The organism is Pseudomonas sp. RIT288 (assembly GCF_000631985.1).
In the GTDB taxonomy this organism is placed as follows: Bacteria; Pseudomonadota; Gammaproteobacteria; order Pseudomonadales; family Pseudomonadaceae; genus Aquipseudomonas.
Genome location: NZ_JFYN01000007.1, coordinates 82,512 through 97,323 on the forward strand (window position 1 = coordinate 82,512; position 14,812 = coordinate 97,323).

Sequence of the window (14,812 nt, forward strand, 5' to 3'; positions counted from 1 at the left end):
CTGGCGCGTTGCGGTGTTGCTGCGCCGTGTCGTCAGGCGTCGAGGAATGCCTGTGCCTTGGCGACAAAATCAACGCAGTGCTGGAAAATGCCGCCGTGGCCGGCATCCTCATAAATCACCAGTTGTGCGTTGGGAATACGCTTGGCCAACGCCATCGAGTTGACGCTGGGCACCATGATGTCGCTGTCGCCGTTAACGATCAGCGTGGGTACGCGCAAGCGTCCGAGGTCTTGCGGCGGCTGTTGGCCCCACGCGGTGATCGCTTTCAACTGGCGCAGAAAAGCGCTCGGTGTCGGGCCTTTGTCGCGATTCTTTTTGCGTGTTTTCAGGCGTCGCAGATACTGCGACGCAGATCGACGGCCATTGGCTGTCGAAGTGAAGAACAGGTAGAACTTGGGATCGCGCAAGGTCAGCAAGCCTTTGAGAATCAATGGCCACGTCACCGAACCGACCTTGTCGATACCGCTGCCGCCGGCCGGACCGGTACCGGTCAGTATCAAGCGACGCACCCGATCAGGCGCCTTCAGGGCAATGTCCTGAGCAACGAAGCCGCCAAGCGAGAATCCCAGTACATCAACGGTTTCCAACCCCAGCGCCCGGATCAACTGAATGGCATCGTCAGCCATTTCGCCGATGGTCAGTGGCGCGGTTCCACCAGAGCCGCCAATACCGCGATAGTCAGTGGTAATGACCCGTCGGGTTTGTGCCAGGCCATCAATGATCGCGGGATCGAAGTTGTCCAGCACGGCGCCCCAATGGTTGAACAGCACCAGAGGCACGCCGATAGCAGGGCCGATGTCGCGGTAAGCGAAGCGAACGCCGTTGACCGTGATCGACTGGTTCGCCGCGTTGCTGAATGGCGTCGACGCGCCAGTGTGGCTATTTGCAAGGGTTTGATTCATTTCTGCTCCGGATCGCAGGCTGGATTCGATGCAGTGACTTGCGCCTGCATCGAACCCGCCGCGCGTGCTTGCTACCAAAAAATCACTGAGGGTTCAGGTAGCGCTGGGCAACCGCAGACTGACGGATTTGCCCGATCAGGCCCTGACGTGCGCCCTGCAGATCATCCCAGCGTTGCGCTTCGTGCAGCGGCGGGATGGTCACCGGTTCGCGGCGATCGAAACCGACCAGTGCAGCATCCACCAGATCGCCCACTTCCATGATGTCGCTCAAAGTGTTGATGTCGATGCCGGAGCGATCCCAGATCTCCGTACGGGTGGCGGCGGGGAGTACGGCTTGCACGTAGACGCCCTGAGGTGACAGTTCCAGGCTCAGTCCCTGGGACAGGAACAGAACGAAGGCCTTGGTCGCACCGTAGACGGTCATGCCGAACTCCGGTGCCAGGCCCACCACCGAACCGATGTTGATGATCGCGCCGTCACCGGCCTTGACCAGACGTGGAGCGATGGCGCTGGCCAGGCGCACCAGTGCGGTGGTGTTGAGGGCGACCAGTTGCGCAACGCTGTCGGTGCTTTGGTCGATGAAGTTACCGGAGAGGGCGGCACCGGCGTTATTGACGAGGATGCCGATACGGGCGTCGTCGCGCAGGCGGCTTTCAACGGTGCTCAGATCAGCGAGTTGGGTCAGGTCCGCTGGAATGACATCGACGGCAACGTCGTGTTCGCTGCGCAACCGGGCTGCAAGTGTGTCCAGACGTGCCTGGTCGCGCGCGACCAGAACCAGATCATGGCCGCGTTGCGCGAAGCGCTCGGCGTAGACCGCGCCAATGCCGGTGGAGGCGCCAGTGACAAGAACAGTAGGGCGAGTGCTCATGGGGAATCTCTCTTTCAGGATGTGGGAAACAGAACGCGCTCAGCTTGCGCTGACGCTCGATTCAGCCAGTGTCGGGTAGTCGATGTAGCCTGCCGCACCGCCGCCATAGAGGGTGGCGGGATTGAACGCGGACAACGGCGCGCCATGCTTGAGGCGCTCCACCAGATCCGGATTGCCAATAAACGGGCGACCGAAGGCGATCAGGTCTGCCTGGTCTTCGGCGAGCTGCGAAGTCGCCAGGTCCAGGTCATAGCCGTTGTTGGCGATGTAGGTGTTTTTGAAGCGCTGGCGCAGTGCGCCGAAATCGAAGGGCGCCACGTCGCGCGGGCCACCGGTCGCGCCTTCGACCACATGCAGATAAACCACGCCGAGGGCATCGAGTTGCTCGGCGACGTAATCGAATTGCGCCTGCGGATCGCTGCTGGAGACGCCGTTGGCCGGCGACACCGGAGACAGGCGCACACCGGTGCGATTCGCGCCGATTTCATCAACCACGGCCGCCGTCACTTCAAGCAACAGGCGCGCCCGATTTTCAATCGAGCCGCCATAGGCATCGGTACGCAGATTGGCGCTGTCCCTGAGGAATTGATCGAGCAAATAGCCGTTCGCGCCGTGAATTTCCACGCCATCGAACCCGGCGGCCATCGCGTTTGCCGCCGCCTGGCGAAAATCGGAAACGATCCCCGGCAGTTCACTGGTCTCCAGCGCGCGCGGCTGCGAGACATCTTCAAAGCGATCATTGACGAAGACTTTGGTGGCGGCGCGCAGCGCAGAAGGGGCTACGGGGGCGGCGCCGTTTTCTTGCAGATCAACGTGCGACACGCGACCGACATGCCACAGTTGCAGGAAGATTTTTCCGCCCTTGGCATGGACTGCATCGGTCACCTGGCGCCAGCCGTCAATCTGTGCCGGCGTGTAGATTCCCGGGGTGTCCTGATAGCCCTGACCTTGTCGGGAAACCTGCGTAGCTTCACTGATCAGCAAGCCTGCGCTGGCGCGTTGGCTGTAATAGGTGGTCGCGAACTCGCTGGGTACAAAGCCTGCGCCTGCACGGTTGCGAGTCAGCGGTGCGAGGACGACGCGGTTCGACAGCGTCAGGTCGCCAAGTGTGTAAGGGGTGAACAGAGTCTGGTTGCTCATCTGGTATTTCTTCCGTGCCCGTTGGAGAAGTCGCTGTGCCTGTAATTAGGATGATGATCGAAATCTAAACTGTCAACGGTTTTGATTATGACCAGCATCTATGTATGATTGGCGCAAGAATTCCCAATGAACGCGAGGTACTGCACGTGCGAGTGACCAAGGCCCAGGCGCAGGCCAATCGAGAACACATCGTCGAGACCGCTTCCGAGCTGTTCCGTGAGCGTGGCTTTGACGGCGTCGGCGTGGCGGATCTCATGGCGGCTGCCGGTTTCACCCATGGTGGTTTTTACAAGCATTTCGGCTCCAAGGCCGACCTGATGGCTGAAGCCGCTTCCTGCAGTCTTGCCAAGTCGCTGGCAGGTGCCGAAGCGCTCGACGTGCCTGGCTTCATCGATGTCTATTTGACGAGAGAACATCGCGACGGACGTGGCAGCGGTTGCACCATGGCCGCGCTGTGTGGCGACGCGGCGCGTCAATCGGATGATGTGAAAACGACGTTTGCCGAAGGGATCGAGCGCACCCTGCAGACCCTGGGCGACAAATATCCGACCGGGCCGGACGCCGTGGCGGGCGAGGGCAGAAAGAAAATGATCGACCTGCTGTCGCGGGCTGTCGGCGCGATTGTTCTGTCGCGCGCCTGTCCGGATGATTCCGCGCTGGCCGACGAGATTCTTGAGGTGTGCCGCGCGGAGATGCTGGCTTCGTTGCCGGCTGACGAAGAGGTGGTCTGAGGCGGCGCTGGATCGTCGTCTCGTTCAACGGCCGGTTGCACTGCGTACCAGCGCCTATGAGCAGATGGACCTGAAGCGCAGTCTCAGCGGCAACGCAAGGTCAGGAGTACCGTTTCAGACGCTCACGCCAGTTGCCACCGTGAGTACGCTGGCACGCCTCCTCGGAGTCGAAACGCACGTTGCGCTCTGAAAGGGACAGGTCGATATCGGCCTCCCTCAGCGCAGTGGCCGTCAGTGCGAAGAGGCGTACCTTGGCGTCAGTCAGGGCGCGGTTTTTGTCGGCCTCGGTGTCGAACACCCAGATGACGTTCAGGGTCGCGGCCAACGCGTTCAGGTCAGCGGTGTGGGTGAGCCAGGTGAAGCCCTTGATTTCAGCTTTTGCGGTTTCACACGCGTCAGTGAGCGTGGCAATCAAGCGTCGCTCGATCCGCGCCAGTTCACGTTTTCCAGGGGGCATTGCGGGTTCCTTTGCAGACGATGGAATTGCGTGGCATGCCTCACTCACCAAAGGTGTGCTGACCCGTCCTGCGTTGTCGCGTTGGGTCAGCCGGGTAGTGGGCACCACGTTCATCGGTTTTGGTGCGGCGATCCTGACCATGCGCCGGCAAACCGTCTGAGCGCGAGACTCAATCCAGATCGCTCGCCTGATGCCGTTCCGCAACCTGGCTCGCCTCGTCACCCCAGGTGCGATTGACGCGCTGGCCACGAATCACCGCAGGGCGTTGGGCGATGTCCTCTGCCCAGCGTTGCACGTGGGTGTACTCGTGGGCCGCTAGAAATTCGGCGGCCGAATACACGTTGTTGCGCACCAGTTGGCCGTACCACGGCCAGACCGCGATGTCAGCGATGGTGTAGCTGTCGCCGGCCAGATAGCGGCTTTCGCCAAGGCGTCGATCAAGCACATCGAGCTGACGCTTGGCTTCCATGGTGAAGCGGTTGATCGGGTATTCGAGCTTCTCCGGCGCATACGCATAGAAGTGCCCGAAGCCACCGCCCAGATAAGGCGCGGCGCCCATCTGCCAGAACAGCCAGTTCAGGGTTTCCGTGCGGCCAGCGGGATCTTTCGGCAGGAAGGCGCCGAATTTCTCTGCCAGATACAGCAGGATCGAACCGGACTCGAACACCCGAATCGGCGGCTGTGCGCTGCGGTCGAGCAATGCCGGAATCTTCGAGTTCGGATTGATCTCGACAAAGCCGCTGGAGAACTGATCGCCCTCGTTGATGCGGATCAGCCACGCGTCGTACTCGGCCTCGGTGTGGCCCAGTGCGAGCAATTCTTCCAGAAGGATGCTCACCTTGACGCCATTGGGCGTCGCCAGTGAATACAACTGCAGCGGGTGTTTGCCCACTGGCAGGGTCTTTTCATGCGTCGGCCCGGCAATCGGGCGGTTGATGCTGGCGAACTGGCCGCCGGACGGGGCTTGGTGTTTCCAGACGGCGGGTGGAACGTAGGGCGCTTTACTCATGAAATGGGCCTCATCGTGAACTTGCCGAGAATGACCTGATAGGTATCAGACACGACAGCATAAACGCTCTAGCTCACGACTGCGCAACCCCCGGAATGATCAAACACGCCGCCAGAGCCATCAGTGCGATCCCGATGACCTTGTCGACGATCCGCTGTTTTTCCAGCAGGCGCCGGCGTAGCCGTTCAGTGGAGAAAAACAGTGCGACCAGGCTGAACCACGCCCAATGGGCGATCGACATGAACAGGCCATAGGCGAAGTTCATCGTCAGCGAACTGCCTGGCTCCACCACCTGGCTGTACGCCGCCACCACGAACAACATGGTTTTCGGATTCAGTGCATTGGTCAGAAAGCCTGAGCAGAATACCTTCCAGGCACGGGGTGCCGAAGCGCTTGCATCGGTAAACGTCAGCACAGATTTATTAGTAAAGGATTTGATGCCCAGATAGACCAGGTACCCGGCGCCCAGCAGCTTCATCATCCAGAACAGCATGGGTGACTGAGTGATGATCAGCGCCACCCCGAACACCGTGTAGAACACATGAACCTGCACGCCACAGGCGATGCCCAGCGCGGCGAGCAAACCACTGCGTCGGCCATAGGCGTAACTGTTGCGGGTGACCATGGCAAAGTCCGGGCCGGGGCTGATCACGGCCAGAAGAGTGATGGCGATTACCAGAAACAACTCATTCATCAATACGCTCCGTCGCGTCATTTGCGCTACTTGATTTCACAGATACAGAGTCCGCAGTCACTTCCTTCATAAGCTTGGAAGGATGCAGCAGGCTCTGAATAGCGCCATGATGAAGAATTGTCACTGGCAAAAAAAACGATTTATAGTCGCGAAAATCTGTGAGAAATCATCGCCTATATGAACTTGCCTCCGCTGGCTGCCTTTCGCTTCTTCAACACCGCCGCCCAGACCCAGAGTTTCGTCAAGGCTGCCGAGCTGCTGCACGTCACCCACGGCGCGGTCAGCCGCCAGGTGCGCTTGCTGGAAGAGGCTATCGGGGTCGAATTGTTCGAGCGGCGCAACCGCGCGATTTTTCTCAATCACGCGGGGCGCATGCTGTTCAATGTCACGGCGCCGATGTTCGAGCAGTTGCAGAGCACGGTTTATCGCCTGCAACGTGAAGTCCACGACGATGTGCTGGTGGTGTCCTGCGAGCCAACCATCGCCATGAAGTGGCTGATCCCGCGTTTGCCTGACTTCCACAACGCGCATCCGCCGTTGCAGGTGCAATTGCTGACGGCCGGCGGGCCGATCGACTTCGCTCGTTCAGGCGTGGATCTGGCGATACGGCGCGACGATTTCCATTGGGACGAGACCGTGCATGGCGTGACCATTTGTGAAGAGTGGATCGGCCCGGTCTGCGTGCCGTCCAGTCGTCCTGGTAGTGATCATTTACGCGGCGCCTGCCTGCTGTACAGCAAGACGCGCCCGCAGGCGTGGGACAACTGGGTGCGACAGGCCGGGATTAGCGTGGCGGAGGTCAGTCGGGTCGATTACGAGCACTTCTATCTGTGCATTCAGGCCGCGCTGGCCGGGCTGGGCGTCGGTATGGCGTCGTTTCTGATGGTGCAGGACGAACTCAAGTCCGGACAATTGATCGCGCCGTTCGGCTTTGTGCGGGACGGTTCGAGTTATTGCCTGTTATCACCGCGACCCTTCGAACAGAGTGCCAATGCCATGCTTTTTCGTGAGTGGATCACGCAGCAGATGAGTGCGTGCAGCCAATGACTTGGGCATGATCAACGGGCTTGCATCGGCCAGCGCCTGTTCAAGTGCTCCGTCAGATAATCCATGAAGGCTCTGACCTTCGGTGTCATCGCCGCTCGTTCCTGCACGCATGCATAAATGTCCATCGGTTCGACATAAGCGTGAGCTTCACCTTGCAGATCTTTGAAAAGCGGCAGCAATTGACCGCTTTCAAGGTAGGGCGCAGCGACGAATTCGGCCAGGCGCGTGACACCTGCGCCGTTGACTGCCATTTGCGCCAGGGCATCGATGTCGTCGCTGATGGCGGTGGCGTTGATCGGGGCGTCGTAGTGCTGGCCGTCTCGGATGAAACCCCAACGCAGAAAGCGCCCATCCAACGGGTAACGGAATGCCAGGCAGGCGTGGTGTTGCAGGTCTTGCGGTGATTGCGGCACGCCGGCGCGCGCAAGGTAGGCGGGGGCGGCGCAGAAGATGAAGGGCAGGGAAACGATGCGGCGCGCAACGATACCGTCTTCCAGTTGTGGCTTGATCCGCAGACTCAGGTCGATACCGTTCTGGATGTGATTGATCTTCCCATTGGTAGTCGACAGCTCGACCAGCAGGCGCGGATGCAGTACGGCGAAACTGGCGAGTAGCGGCGCCAATACGTGGCGGCCGAACGCGCTGGTGGAGGCGATGCTCAAGCGGCCTTGCAGCTCGCCTTCGTCACCGATGATCGCGCTTTGCGCCGACTCCAGATCCGCGGCGATGCGTTTGACCTTCTCGTAATACAGCGCGCCATTTTCGGTCAGGGCCATGCGGCGGGTGGTGCGCTGCAGCAGGCGCACGCCGAGGTGCGTTTCCAGGCGATTGAGGGTTTGGCTGACCGCTGCCGCACTGACGCCCAGGGTCTTGGCGGCGCCGACAATGGAGCCGGCTTCGACCACTTTGATAAAACTGGCAATCGCCGCCAACAGATTCATTCAGGTCCTGCCGCGTGGGTTTGATTCGTAAGTTGTGCTTTATAAAGTACCTGTGGCGGGCCGTCTAGTTGAGGGCCGGGGGGCTTTGCTAAGGTGCCGGCTCCCTGTCAATGGATGGAAAAGCCATATGAATCAAAGAACCACTACCGAGGCCTTGTACTCGACGCGTCGCAAGTTGTCGTCACGGGCGACGCCCTACGTGTTTGCGTTGTACATGGCGACGATCATGGCGTTCCTGATGTCGCTGGTGATCACCGCCGCCAACTCCGGCATTGATAACGACTACCTGAGTAATGCGCTGCACGCCTACAAGCTGGCGATGCCGGTGGCTTTCCTTTGCATCCTTGTGGTGCGACCGATCGTGATCAAACTGGTGGCGATGACGGTGCACCCGCATCGTTGATGATCCCCGATCTTTTGATCTTCAAAAACAACATCAAAAGATCGCAGCCTGCGGCAGCTCCTACAGGGGGCGGTTCGGCGATGCCGTCGGGTAAAAACAATCGAAACTTCGCGGGCGACCCGACTGTCCAGACCCTTGTGCCTGCCCGGCGGATATCTCCCCGGGCAGGCTTCATGCATCGGTGACAGGCGAGGAACGAGATGACGACGACAGTGGGAGATTTTCTGGTTGAGCGGCTCAGCCAATGGGGCGTCACGCGGATTTTTGGTTATCCGGGAGACGGCATCAATGGTGTGTTCGGCGCGCTCGCCCGAGCCAATGGCAAGATCGAATTCGTTCAGGCGCGGCACGAAGAAACGGCCGCGTTCATGGCGTCGGCCCACGCCAAGTTCACGGGCGAGTTGGGCGTGTGCATCGCCACTTCGGGGCCGGGCGCTTCGCACCTGATCACCGGGTTATACGACGCTCGCATGGATCATCAACCGGTGCTGGCGATTGTCGGCCAGCAGGCGCGGACGGCGCTCGGCAGTCATTACCAGCAGGAGCTGGATCTGGTCTCGATGTTCAAGGATGTCGCCGGGGCGTTTGTGCAGCAGGCGTCGGCGCCGTCGCAAGTGCGCCATCTGTTCGACCGCGCTGTGCGTACGGCGGTTGGCGAGCGACGGGTAACGGCGATCATCCTGCCCAATGACCTGCAGGATCTTGAGTACGTGCCTCCGGCGCGGGCACACGGTACCGCGCACTCTGGCGTCGGTTATACCAAGCCGAAAGTGCTGCCCTATGAGGCGGATCTGCAACGCGCCGCCGACGTTTTGAACAGCGGTGAAAAAGTCGCGATTCTGGTGGGGGCCGGCGCGTTGCAGGCGACGGATGAAGTGATCGCTGTCGCGGAAAAACTCGCTGCTGGCGTCGCCAAGGCGTTGCTCGGCAAGGCCGCGCTGCCGGACGATTTGCCGTGGGTCACCGGCAGCATTGGCCTGCTGGGCACTGAGCCGAGCTACAAGATGATGCACGAGTGCGACACCTTGTTGATGATCGGCTCGGGTTTCCCCTATGCCGAGTTCCTGCCGAAGGAAGGTCAGGCGCGTGGCGTGCAGATCGACCTGCAGCCAGACATGCTCAGCCTGCGTTATCCGATGGAGGTCAATCTGGTCGGCGACTCCGCCGAAACCCTTGCCGCACTGCTGCCGTTGCTCGAACAGAAAACTTCGCACAAGTGGCGCAAGAAGATTGAAGGCTGGCGCAACAGCTGGGAGAAAACCCTGGAAAAACGCGCGATGTCCAAAGCCGATCCGATCAATCCGCAGCGGGTGGTGTATGAGCTGTCACCGCGTCTGCCGGAGCAGGCGATCATCACCAGTGACTCGGGTTCCTGCGCCAACTGGTACGCCCGAGACCTGAAAATCCGCCGCGGCATGCAATGTTCGCTGTCCGGGGGGCTGGCCTCGATGGGCGCTGCCGTGCCGTACGCGATTGCCGCCAAGTTCGCCCACCCCGAACGCGCGGTGATTGCGCTGGTGGGTGACGGCGCGATGCAGATGAACAACATGGCCGAGCTGATCACTGTTGCCAAATACTGGCGCCAGTGGGACAGCCCGAAGTGGATCTGCGCGGTGTTCAACAACGAGGATCTGAATCAGGTCACCTGGGAACAGCGGGTGATGGAGGGCGATCCGAAGTTTGAAGCCTCGCAAAGCATTCCCGACGTGCCATATCACCTGTTCGCCATTTCCATTGGCCTGAAAGGGATTTTCGTCGACCGCGAAGAGGACGTCGCCGCTGCCTGGGAGCAGGCGCTGGCCTCGGAGGTGCCGGTGCTGATCGAGTTCAAGACCGATCCCAACGTGCCGCCGTTGCCGCCGCACATCAAACTCGAACAAGCGAAGAAATTTGCCACGACCCTGCTCAAGGGCGACCCCGACGAAGCGGGCGTGATTGTGCAAGCCGCCAAGCAGGTACTGGCCAGCGTCCTCCCAGGCAAAAAATAACCCCTGTAGGAGCTGCCGCAGGCTGCGATCTTTTGATTTGTTGTTTCAAGATCAAAAGATCGCAGCCTGCGGCAGCTCCTACAGAGGGCCGTGAGGGATAAACCAATGAGCAAAACTGTCAGCGCCCACGATCTGCACATCAGTCTTGATCCGTTAAGCGAGGAGGGGTTGTTCAAATGGTTGCTCGCCAGTTTCCTGATGGGCAAGCGCATTCAGGCCGGCATTGCCGCCGAGGCCTATCGAGTGATTGCCGAGCGGCATCAGCGCGATACGCCGCGCAAACTCGCCAACTGCACGCATCGGCAATTGGTCGGCATGCTGGGCGAAGCGCATTACGTGCGTTACGACGAAACCACGGCGACGCGGCTGCTGGCCTTGGCGGTGCGGCTTAATGATGAATACGCCGGCAAGGTCGGCAACATCGTCAAGGCCAGCGCCGATCGCGCCGCGTTCGAACAGCGCCTGATGGCGTTCGACGGGATTGGTCCGAAGACCGTGGAGATTTTCATGCGTGAAGCGGCGAGGGTGCTTTTTTGATGTTCATCGGATGCGCAGGCTGGAGCCTGGGACGTGAGTATTGGCCGCAGTTTCCGCCCGAGGGTACGCACCTGCAGCGTTATACCGCGCAGTTCAACTGCGTGGAAATCAACAGCTCGTTCTATCGTCCGCATCGGCGTCAGACCTATGCGCGCTGGGCGGATTCGGTGCCGCCGGGTTTTCGTTTTTCAGTGAAGGTGCCAAAGCAGATCACTCATGAATGGCGTCTGCAGAACTGTGATCAGGCGCTGGACGAGTTTCTCGGGCAGTGCGAGGGCCTGGCCGATCGGCTGGGGTGTTTGCTGGTGCAACTGCCGCCGTCGCTGGCGTTTGATCCGGCAAGTGCAGCGGCGTTTTTCGTGGCGTTGCGCCAACGCTTCTCGGGTGCCGTGGTGCTTGAGCCACGGCATGAGTCGTGGGTGGCGGCGGCGCCGATGCTGCAGGCGTATCGGATTGCCCAGGTCGTGGTCGATCCGTCGCGGATCAGCACCGATGGTTCGGCGCAGGGCTGGGCGGATGTGCGTTATTGGCGGCTGCACGGTTCGCCACGCATTTACCACAGCGCCTACGATGAGCGCTATCTGCAAGCGCTGGCAGAGCAAGTGAAAGTCGCGGCAGCAGAGGGGGCCGCGACCTGGTGCATCTTTGACAACACTGCCAGTGGTGCCGCGCTGGGTAACGCGTTGGCACTGGCAGCGTTGATGGCGGATTGAGTCAGACGGACAACTATTAGTAGAAGGTTGTCGCGCCGACGAACATCAGCGGTTCAGGAAACCCAGCAGGTCTTCATTCAGCGCCTGGGCGTGCGTCACGGCAAAACCGTGGGGCGCGCCGGCGTAGACTTTCAGTTCGGCGCCTTTGATCAGCGCGGCGGCCTGTTTGCCGGTGGTTTCGAACGGCACGATCTGATCGCCGTCGCCGTGGATCACCAGGGTCGGCACGTCGATCTTCGCCATGTCCGGGCGGAAGTCGGTTTCGGAAAATGCGCTGACGCAATCCACGGTGCCCTTGAGCGAGGCCAGCAGCGCGACGTTGAGGGTCTGCGTGAGCACGCCGTCGGAGACTTTCTGGCCCTGATTGGTGCCGTAGAACGGAGCGGCAAAATCAGCGATGAATTGCGCGCGATCCTTGAGCAGGCCGGCCTTGATCCCGTCGAACACCGAGGTGTCGACGCCCTGCGGGTAGTCGGCCTTCTTGCCGAACAGTGGCGTCACCGCGCCGAGCAGTACTAGCCCGGCAACGCGCTCGCTGCCATGGCGAGCGATGTAGCGGCTGACGTCGCCGCCGCCCATGGAGAAGCCGACCAGCGTCACGTCGCGCAGGTCGAGGTGGTTGATCAGTTGCGCCATGTCATCGGCAAAGGTGTCGTAGTCGTAGCCGGTCCATGGTTGATCGGAGCGGCCGAAACCACGGCGGTCGAACGCAATCGTGCGGTAGCCGCGACTGCTCAGGTACTCCATCTGGTATTCCCACATGTCGGCATCCAGTGGCCAGCCATGGCTGAACAACACGGGTTTGCCGCTGCCCCAGTCCTTGAAATAGATCTGTGTGCCGTCATCGGTAGTGAATGTGCTCATGGAAACTCCTTGCTGTGGGCGATCGTTCAGGAAGGCCGGATGCCGCAATGGCCGCCAATCACTATCGGCGCAAATCGCTGCCGTCACTTGTACGCAAGTGCTGCATTGCCATGGCGGGTGGTGTGGTTCTTTTCCAGCGTCACAGTTGTAAGATGAAACCACACGCTGGATTTGATGGAGAAACACCCTGTGAAGCGCAAAAGCCTGCACGGCAACGCCTGCCCGGTCGCCCGTACGCTGGATCTGATTGGCGACTGGTGGTCGCTGCTGATCATCCGCGATGCGCTGGAGGGCATCCGCCGCTTCAGTGATTTTCAGAAGAATCTGGACATCGCCAAGAACATGCTCAGCGCCAGGCTCAAGGCTCTGGTCGAGCAGGGGATCCTGCAAACCGTGCCGGCCGCCGATGGCGGTGCCTATAAGGAATACGTGCTGACCGAACGCGGCAAGGCCTTGCAGACGGTGATCGTCGCGCTGTCGCAGTGGGGCGGCGAGCACCTGTATGCGCCGGGTGAGCAGGGTTCGGTGATGGTTGATGCGCAGCAGCGTCAGCCGATCAGGAAGCTGGAGTTGCGTTCAGCGGATGGTCGCTTATTGGCGCCGCAGGACGTGGCGACGAAGTTGGGCGTTGCGCACTGAACCAAGGATTCCCCCCCGGAAAACCGCAGCCGCGTCGATTGTTCAATCCCTGTTACAAACCCGACAAACGGTCGAAATGTTTGTTTGACGTCAAAATGATGGCCATCTAATATCGCGCCACTATTTTGATGTCATTCCGTCTCGAGGGATCGAACATGTATCCATCCGCCCTCGTGGCGAGGTTGTGCGCAGCTTTGCTGTGCCTGTCTCCACTTCAGATTGCCTTCGCTGCACCCACTCCCGGTGAAACCGACCTGATCCGCGATCGCCAGAATCGCTTGCTCGAAGAGCAGCAGCGGCGTCTTGAAGACCTGAAAAATCTGCCCGGCAAAGAGGCAGGTCCGGCGCAACCAGCGGCGCCCACCGACACCCGCTGTTTCCCGATCAAGGACATCGAGCTCAAGGGCGCCGACAGTCTGTCCGACAGCGACAAAACCCGCTTGCTCAAGCCCTACATCGACCAGTGCCTCGGGGTGCCGCAACTCAACGAGTTGCTCAAGGTCATCACCGACCATTACATCGAGAAAGGCCTGGTCACCAGCCGAGCCTACCTGCCGCAGCAGGATCTGTCCGGCGGGCATCTGAAAGTGCTGGTGGTCGAGGGCAAACTCGAAGGCATGAAGGGCGCCGAGAACAGCCAGCTTTCACAGCGCGAACTGGCCATGGCATTTCCCGGCAAGTCCGGTGAACTGGTCAACCTGCGCGAGATCGAGCAGATGGTCGATCAGCTCAATCGCCTGCCGTCCAATCAGGCAAAGATGGAGCTGGCGCCGGGCAAGAACGTCGGCGGCAGTGAAGTGCTGGTCACCAATACGCCGCAGAAGCCATGGCGTGCCGGACTGTCGCGCAGCAACGACGGCCAGCGCAGCACCGGCGAACAGCAGTGGGGCACCAACTTTGATTGGGACAGCCCGCTGGGGCTGGCCGATCAGTTGAGCCTGCGCGGCGGTCACGATGCGATGACCGACCACCAGCACACCTCCAGCAACGCCATGCTCAATTACAACCTGCCGTGGGGCTGGTGGAACTTCAGCTACACCTACAGCCAGAGCGATTACCGCTCGCAGATCGCCGCCAACGGCTACAACTTCAAGCAGACCGGCGACAGCGAAAACCATCAGTTGCGTGCCGAGCGGGTGATCCATCGCGATTCGGTGAGCAAGACCTCGCTCAGCGCCGGCCTGTCCTACCTGCGCACCAACAACTTCATCGAAGACAGCAAGCTCAAGCTGAGCAGCAATCGCATCAGCGAAGCGCAGTTCGGCTTCAACCACGGTCGCCGCATCGGCAGCGCCTTCGTCAACGTCGACGCCGGCATGCAGGAAGGCATCGGCGCCTTCGACGCACAGGGCAGCCACGATCCAGGCCCCGGCGAACCGGATGCACGCTACCGCAAATACACCGCGACCCTGAGCTATCTGCAACCGTTCAAGGTGTGGGGCGAATCCTTCACCTTCAGTAGCCTGATGACTGGCCAGCGCAGCGAGGACGTGCTGTTCAGTTCACAACGCACCAGTCTCGGCGGGCTGTCGTCGATCCGTGGCTACAAGGATCAGTCGTTGTCCGGCGACAGCGGCGGCTACTGGCGCAACGACCTGCGCTGGAGCCGTCCGGTGACGGCCGAATGGCTGCGCCCGGTGTTCGCTGAATACGGCACCAGCCTCGGTTACGACCAGGGCGTGATTCGCGGCGACCGCTACAACGGTGATCAGCACGGGCGCATGTCGAGCAACTCGCTGGAACTGTTCGCCCGTGGCGAGCACGTGGCCGCCAGTGTGACCTTTGCCCATTCCCTGGAACGCCCGGATGTACTGACCGAGCGTGAAGCGCCGATCTATTTCCGCCTCGACTTTTTCATCTAATTCAAATTCTTCGA

16 protein-coding genes and 1 pseudogene are annotated in these 14,812 nt (G+C 60.6%); 9 read left to right on the plus strand and 8 right to left on the minus strand.

Translation table 11 applies throughout. The features are described 5' to 3' along the window. Positions 1-32 precede the first annotated feature (32 nt). From BW33_RS08570 to BW33_RS08580, 3 genes are all read right to left on the minus strand, one after another. The gene (locus tag BW33_RS08570; protein ID WP_047598341.1) at positions 33-902 is read right to left on the minus strand and encodes an alpha/beta fold hydrolase; all 870 of its coding nucleotides are present in this window, start codon (positions 900-902) and stop codon (positions 33-35) included. Positions 903-984: 82 nt separating this feature from the next. Continuing rightward, positions 985-1,773, minus strand: a complete 789-nt coding sequence (locus tag BW33_RS08575) for an SDR family NAD(P)-dependent oxidoreductase (RefSeq protein ID WP_047598342.1) — start codon at positions 1,771-1,773, stop codon at positions 985-987. Positions 1,774-1,812: 39 nt separating this feature from the next. Beyond that, entirely contained in the window at positions 1,813-2,913 is a 1,101-nt protein-coding gene (locus tag BW33_RS08580) for an alkene reductase (RefSeq protein ID WP_047598343.1), read from the minus strand. A gap of 104 nt (positions 2,914-3,017) precedes the next feature. Here BW33_RS08580 and BW33_RS08585 point away from each other — a divergent pair, with 104 nt between their 5' ends. Beyond that, positions 3,018-3,644, plus strand: coding sequence for a TetR/AcrR family transcriptional regulator (locus BW33_RS08585; protein ID WP_081794190.1), 627 nt, complete (start codon positions 3,018-3,020; stop codon positions 3,642-3,644). A 100-nt stretch (positions 3,645-3,744) separates the two neighbouring features. Here the strand turns inward: BW33_RS08585 and BW33_RS08590 are convergent, their stop codons facing one another. After that, positions 3,745-4,101, minus strand: a complete 357-nt coding sequence (locus BW33_RS08590; protein ID WP_047598344.1) for a hypothetical protein — start codon at positions 4,099-4,101, stop codon at positions 3,745-3,747. Positions 4,102-4,138: 37 nt separating this feature from the next. Here BW33_RS08590 and BW33_RS28355 point away from each other — a divergent pair. Beyond that, a pseudogene (locus BW33_RS28355) lies at positions 4,139-4,261 on the plus strand (LysE family translocator); the annotation flags it as partial. A 9-nt stretch (positions 4,262-4,270) separates the two neighbouring features. Here BW33_RS28355 and yghU read toward each other — a convergent pair. Both yghU and BW33_RS08600 read right to left on the minus strand, forming a co-directional pair. Then, the gene (gene yghU / locus BW33_RS08595) at positions 4,271-5,110 is read right to left on the minus strand and encodes a glutathione-dependent disulfide-bond oxidoreductase (protein ID WP_047598345.1); all 840 of its coding nucleotides are present in this window, start codon (positions 5,108-5,110) and stop codon (positions 4,271-4,273) included. A gap of 73 nt (positions 5,111-5,183) precedes the next feature. After that, entirely contained in the window at positions 5,184-5,804 is a 621-nt protein-coding gene (locus BW33_RS08600) for a LysE family translocator (protein ID WP_047598346.1), read from the minus strand. Positions 5,805-5,981: 177 nt separating this feature from the next. On the opposite strand from BW33_RS08600, the gene BW33_RS08605 reads away from it, so the two are divergent. Beyond that, a complete protein-coding gene (locus BW33_RS08605; RefSeq protein ID WP_047598347.1) occupies positions 5,982-6,851 on the plus strand; it encodes a LysR substrate-binding domain-containing protein in 870 nt (289 codons plus the stop codon). An 11-nt stretch (positions 6,852-6,862) separates the two neighbouring features. Here BW33_RS08605 and BW33_RS08610 read toward each other — a convergent pair whose 3' ends face one another. After that, positions 6,863-7,792, minus strand: a complete 930-nt coding sequence (locus tag BW33_RS08610; RefSeq protein WP_047598349.1) for a LysR family transcriptional regulator — start codon at positions 7,790-7,792, stop codon at positions 6,863-6,865. A 127-nt stretch (positions 7,793-7,919) separates the two neighbouring features. Here BW33_RS08610 and BW33_RS08615 point away from each other — a divergent pair, with 127 nt between their 5' ends. The 4 genes from BW33_RS08615 to BW33_RS08630 all read left to right on the plus strand — a co-directional run bounded on the left by BW33_RS08615 (position 7,920) and on the right by BW33_RS08630 (position 11,433). Next, a complete protein-coding gene (locus BW33_RS08615) occupies positions 7,920-8,195 on the plus strand; it encodes a DUF2798 domain-containing protein (RefSeq protein WP_047598350.1) in 276 nt (91 codons plus the stop codon). A 200-nt stretch (positions 8,196-8,395) separates the two neighbouring features. Then, complete coding sequence (locus BW33_RS08620; protein ID WP_047598351.1) at positions 8,396-10,183, plus strand: thiamine pyrophosphate-requiring protein; 1,788 nt, start codon at positions 8,396-8,398, stop codon at positions 10,181-10,183. A gap of 105 nt (positions 10,184-10,288) precedes the next feature. Beyond that, positions 10,289-10,720, plus strand: coding sequence for a DNA methylase (locus BW33_RS08625; protein WP_047598352.1), 432 nt, complete (start codon positions 10,289-10,291; stop codon positions 10,718-10,720). Beyond that, positions 10,720-11,433, plus strand: coding sequence for a DUF72 domain-containing protein (locus BW33_RS08630; protein WP_081794191.1), 714 nt, complete (start codon positions 10,720-10,722; stop codon positions 11,431-11,433). Before BW33_RS08625 ends, BW33_RS08630 begins: the two co-directional genes overlap by 1 nt. 45 nt (positions 11,434-11,478) lie before the next feature. On the opposite strand, the gene BW33_RS08635 is transcribed toward BW33_RS08630, so the two are convergent. After that, the gene (locus BW33_RS08635; protein WP_047598354.1) at positions 11,479-12,297 is read right to left on the minus strand and encodes an alpha/beta fold hydrolase; all 819 of its coding nucleotides are present in this window, start codon (positions 12,295-12,297) and stop codon (positions 11,479-11,481) included. A gap of 189 nt (positions 12,298-12,486) precedes the next feature. Here BW33_RS08635 and BW33_RS08640 point away from each other — a divergent pair, with 189 nt between their 5' ends. Both BW33_RS08640 and BW33_RS08645 read left to right on the plus strand, forming a co-directional pair. Beyond that, a complete protein-coding gene (locus BW33_RS08640; protein WP_047598355.1) occupies positions 12,487-12,936 on the plus strand; it encodes a winged helix-turn-helix transcriptional regulator in 450 nt (149 codons plus the stop codon). Positions 12,937-13,091: 155 nt separating this feature from the next. Beyond that, positions 13,092-14,798 (plus strand): ShlB/FhaC/HecB family hemolysin secretion/activation protein, encoded by a 1,707-nt coding sequence (locus BW33_RS08645; protein WP_047598356.1) that lies wholly within the window; start codon positions 13,092-13,094, stop codon positions 14,796-14,798. The last annotated feature ends 14 nt before the right edge of the window (positions 14,799-14,812 follow it).

Coding starts and splice junctions, on each gene's coding strand:
- BW33_RS08570 (WP_047598341.1), bottom strand. CDS start 902: ATGAATCAAACCCTTGCAAATAGCCACACTGGCGCGTCGACGCCATTC.
- BW33_RS08575 (WP_047598342.1), bottom strand. CDS start 1,773: ATGAGCACTCGCCCTACTGTTCTTGTCACTGGCGCCTCCACCGGCATT.
- BW33_RS08580 (WP_047598343.1), bottom strand. CDS start 2,913: ATGAGCAACCAGACTCTGTTCACCCCTTACACACTTGGCGACCTGACG.
- BW33_RS08585 (WP_081794190.1), top strand. CDS start 3,018: ATGATTGGCGCAAGAATTCCCAATGAACGCGAGGTACTGCACGTGCGA.
- BW33_RS08590 (WP_047598344.1), bottom strand. CDS start 4,101: ATGCCCCCTGGAAAACGTGAACTGGCGCGGATCGAGCGACGCTTGATT.
- yghU (WP_047598345.1), bottom strand. CDS start 5,110: ATGAGTAAAGCGCCCTACGTTCCACCCGCCGTCTGGAAACACCAAGCC.
- BW33_RS08600 (WP_047598346.1), bottom strand. CDS start 5,804: ATGAATGAGTTGTTTCTGGTAATCGCCATCACTCTTCTGGCCGTGATC.
- BW33_RS08605 (WP_047598347.1), top strand. CDS start 5,982: ATGAACTTGCCTCCGCTGGCTGCCTTTCGCTTCTTCAACACCGCCGCC.
- BW33_RS08610 (WP_047598349.1), bottom strand. CDS start 7,792: ATGAATCTGTTGGCGGCGATTGCCAGTTTTATCAAAGTGGTCGAAGCC.
- BW33_RS08615 (WP_047598350.1), top strand. CDS start 7,920: ATGAATCAAAGAACCACTACCGAGGCCTTGTACTCGACGCGTCGCAAG.
- BW33_RS08620 (WP_047598351.1), top strand. CDS start 8,396: ATGACGACGACAGTGGGAGATTTTCTGGTTGAGCGGCTCAGCCAATGG.
- BW33_RS08625 (WP_047598352.1), top strand. CDS start 10,289: ATGAGCAAAACTGTCAGCGCCCACGATCTGCACATCAGTCTTGATCCG.
- BW33_RS08630 (WP_081794191.1), top strand. CDS start 10,720: ATGTTCATCGGATGCGCAGGCTGGAGCCTGGGACGTGAGTATTGGCCG.
- BW33_RS08635 (WP_047598354.1), bottom strand. CDS start 12,297: ATGAGCACATTCACTACCGATGACGGCACACAGATCTATTTCAAGGAC.
- BW33_RS08645 (WP_047598356.1), top strand. CDS start 13,092: ATGTATCCATCCGCCCTCGTGGCGAGGTTGTGCGCAGCTTTGCTGTGC.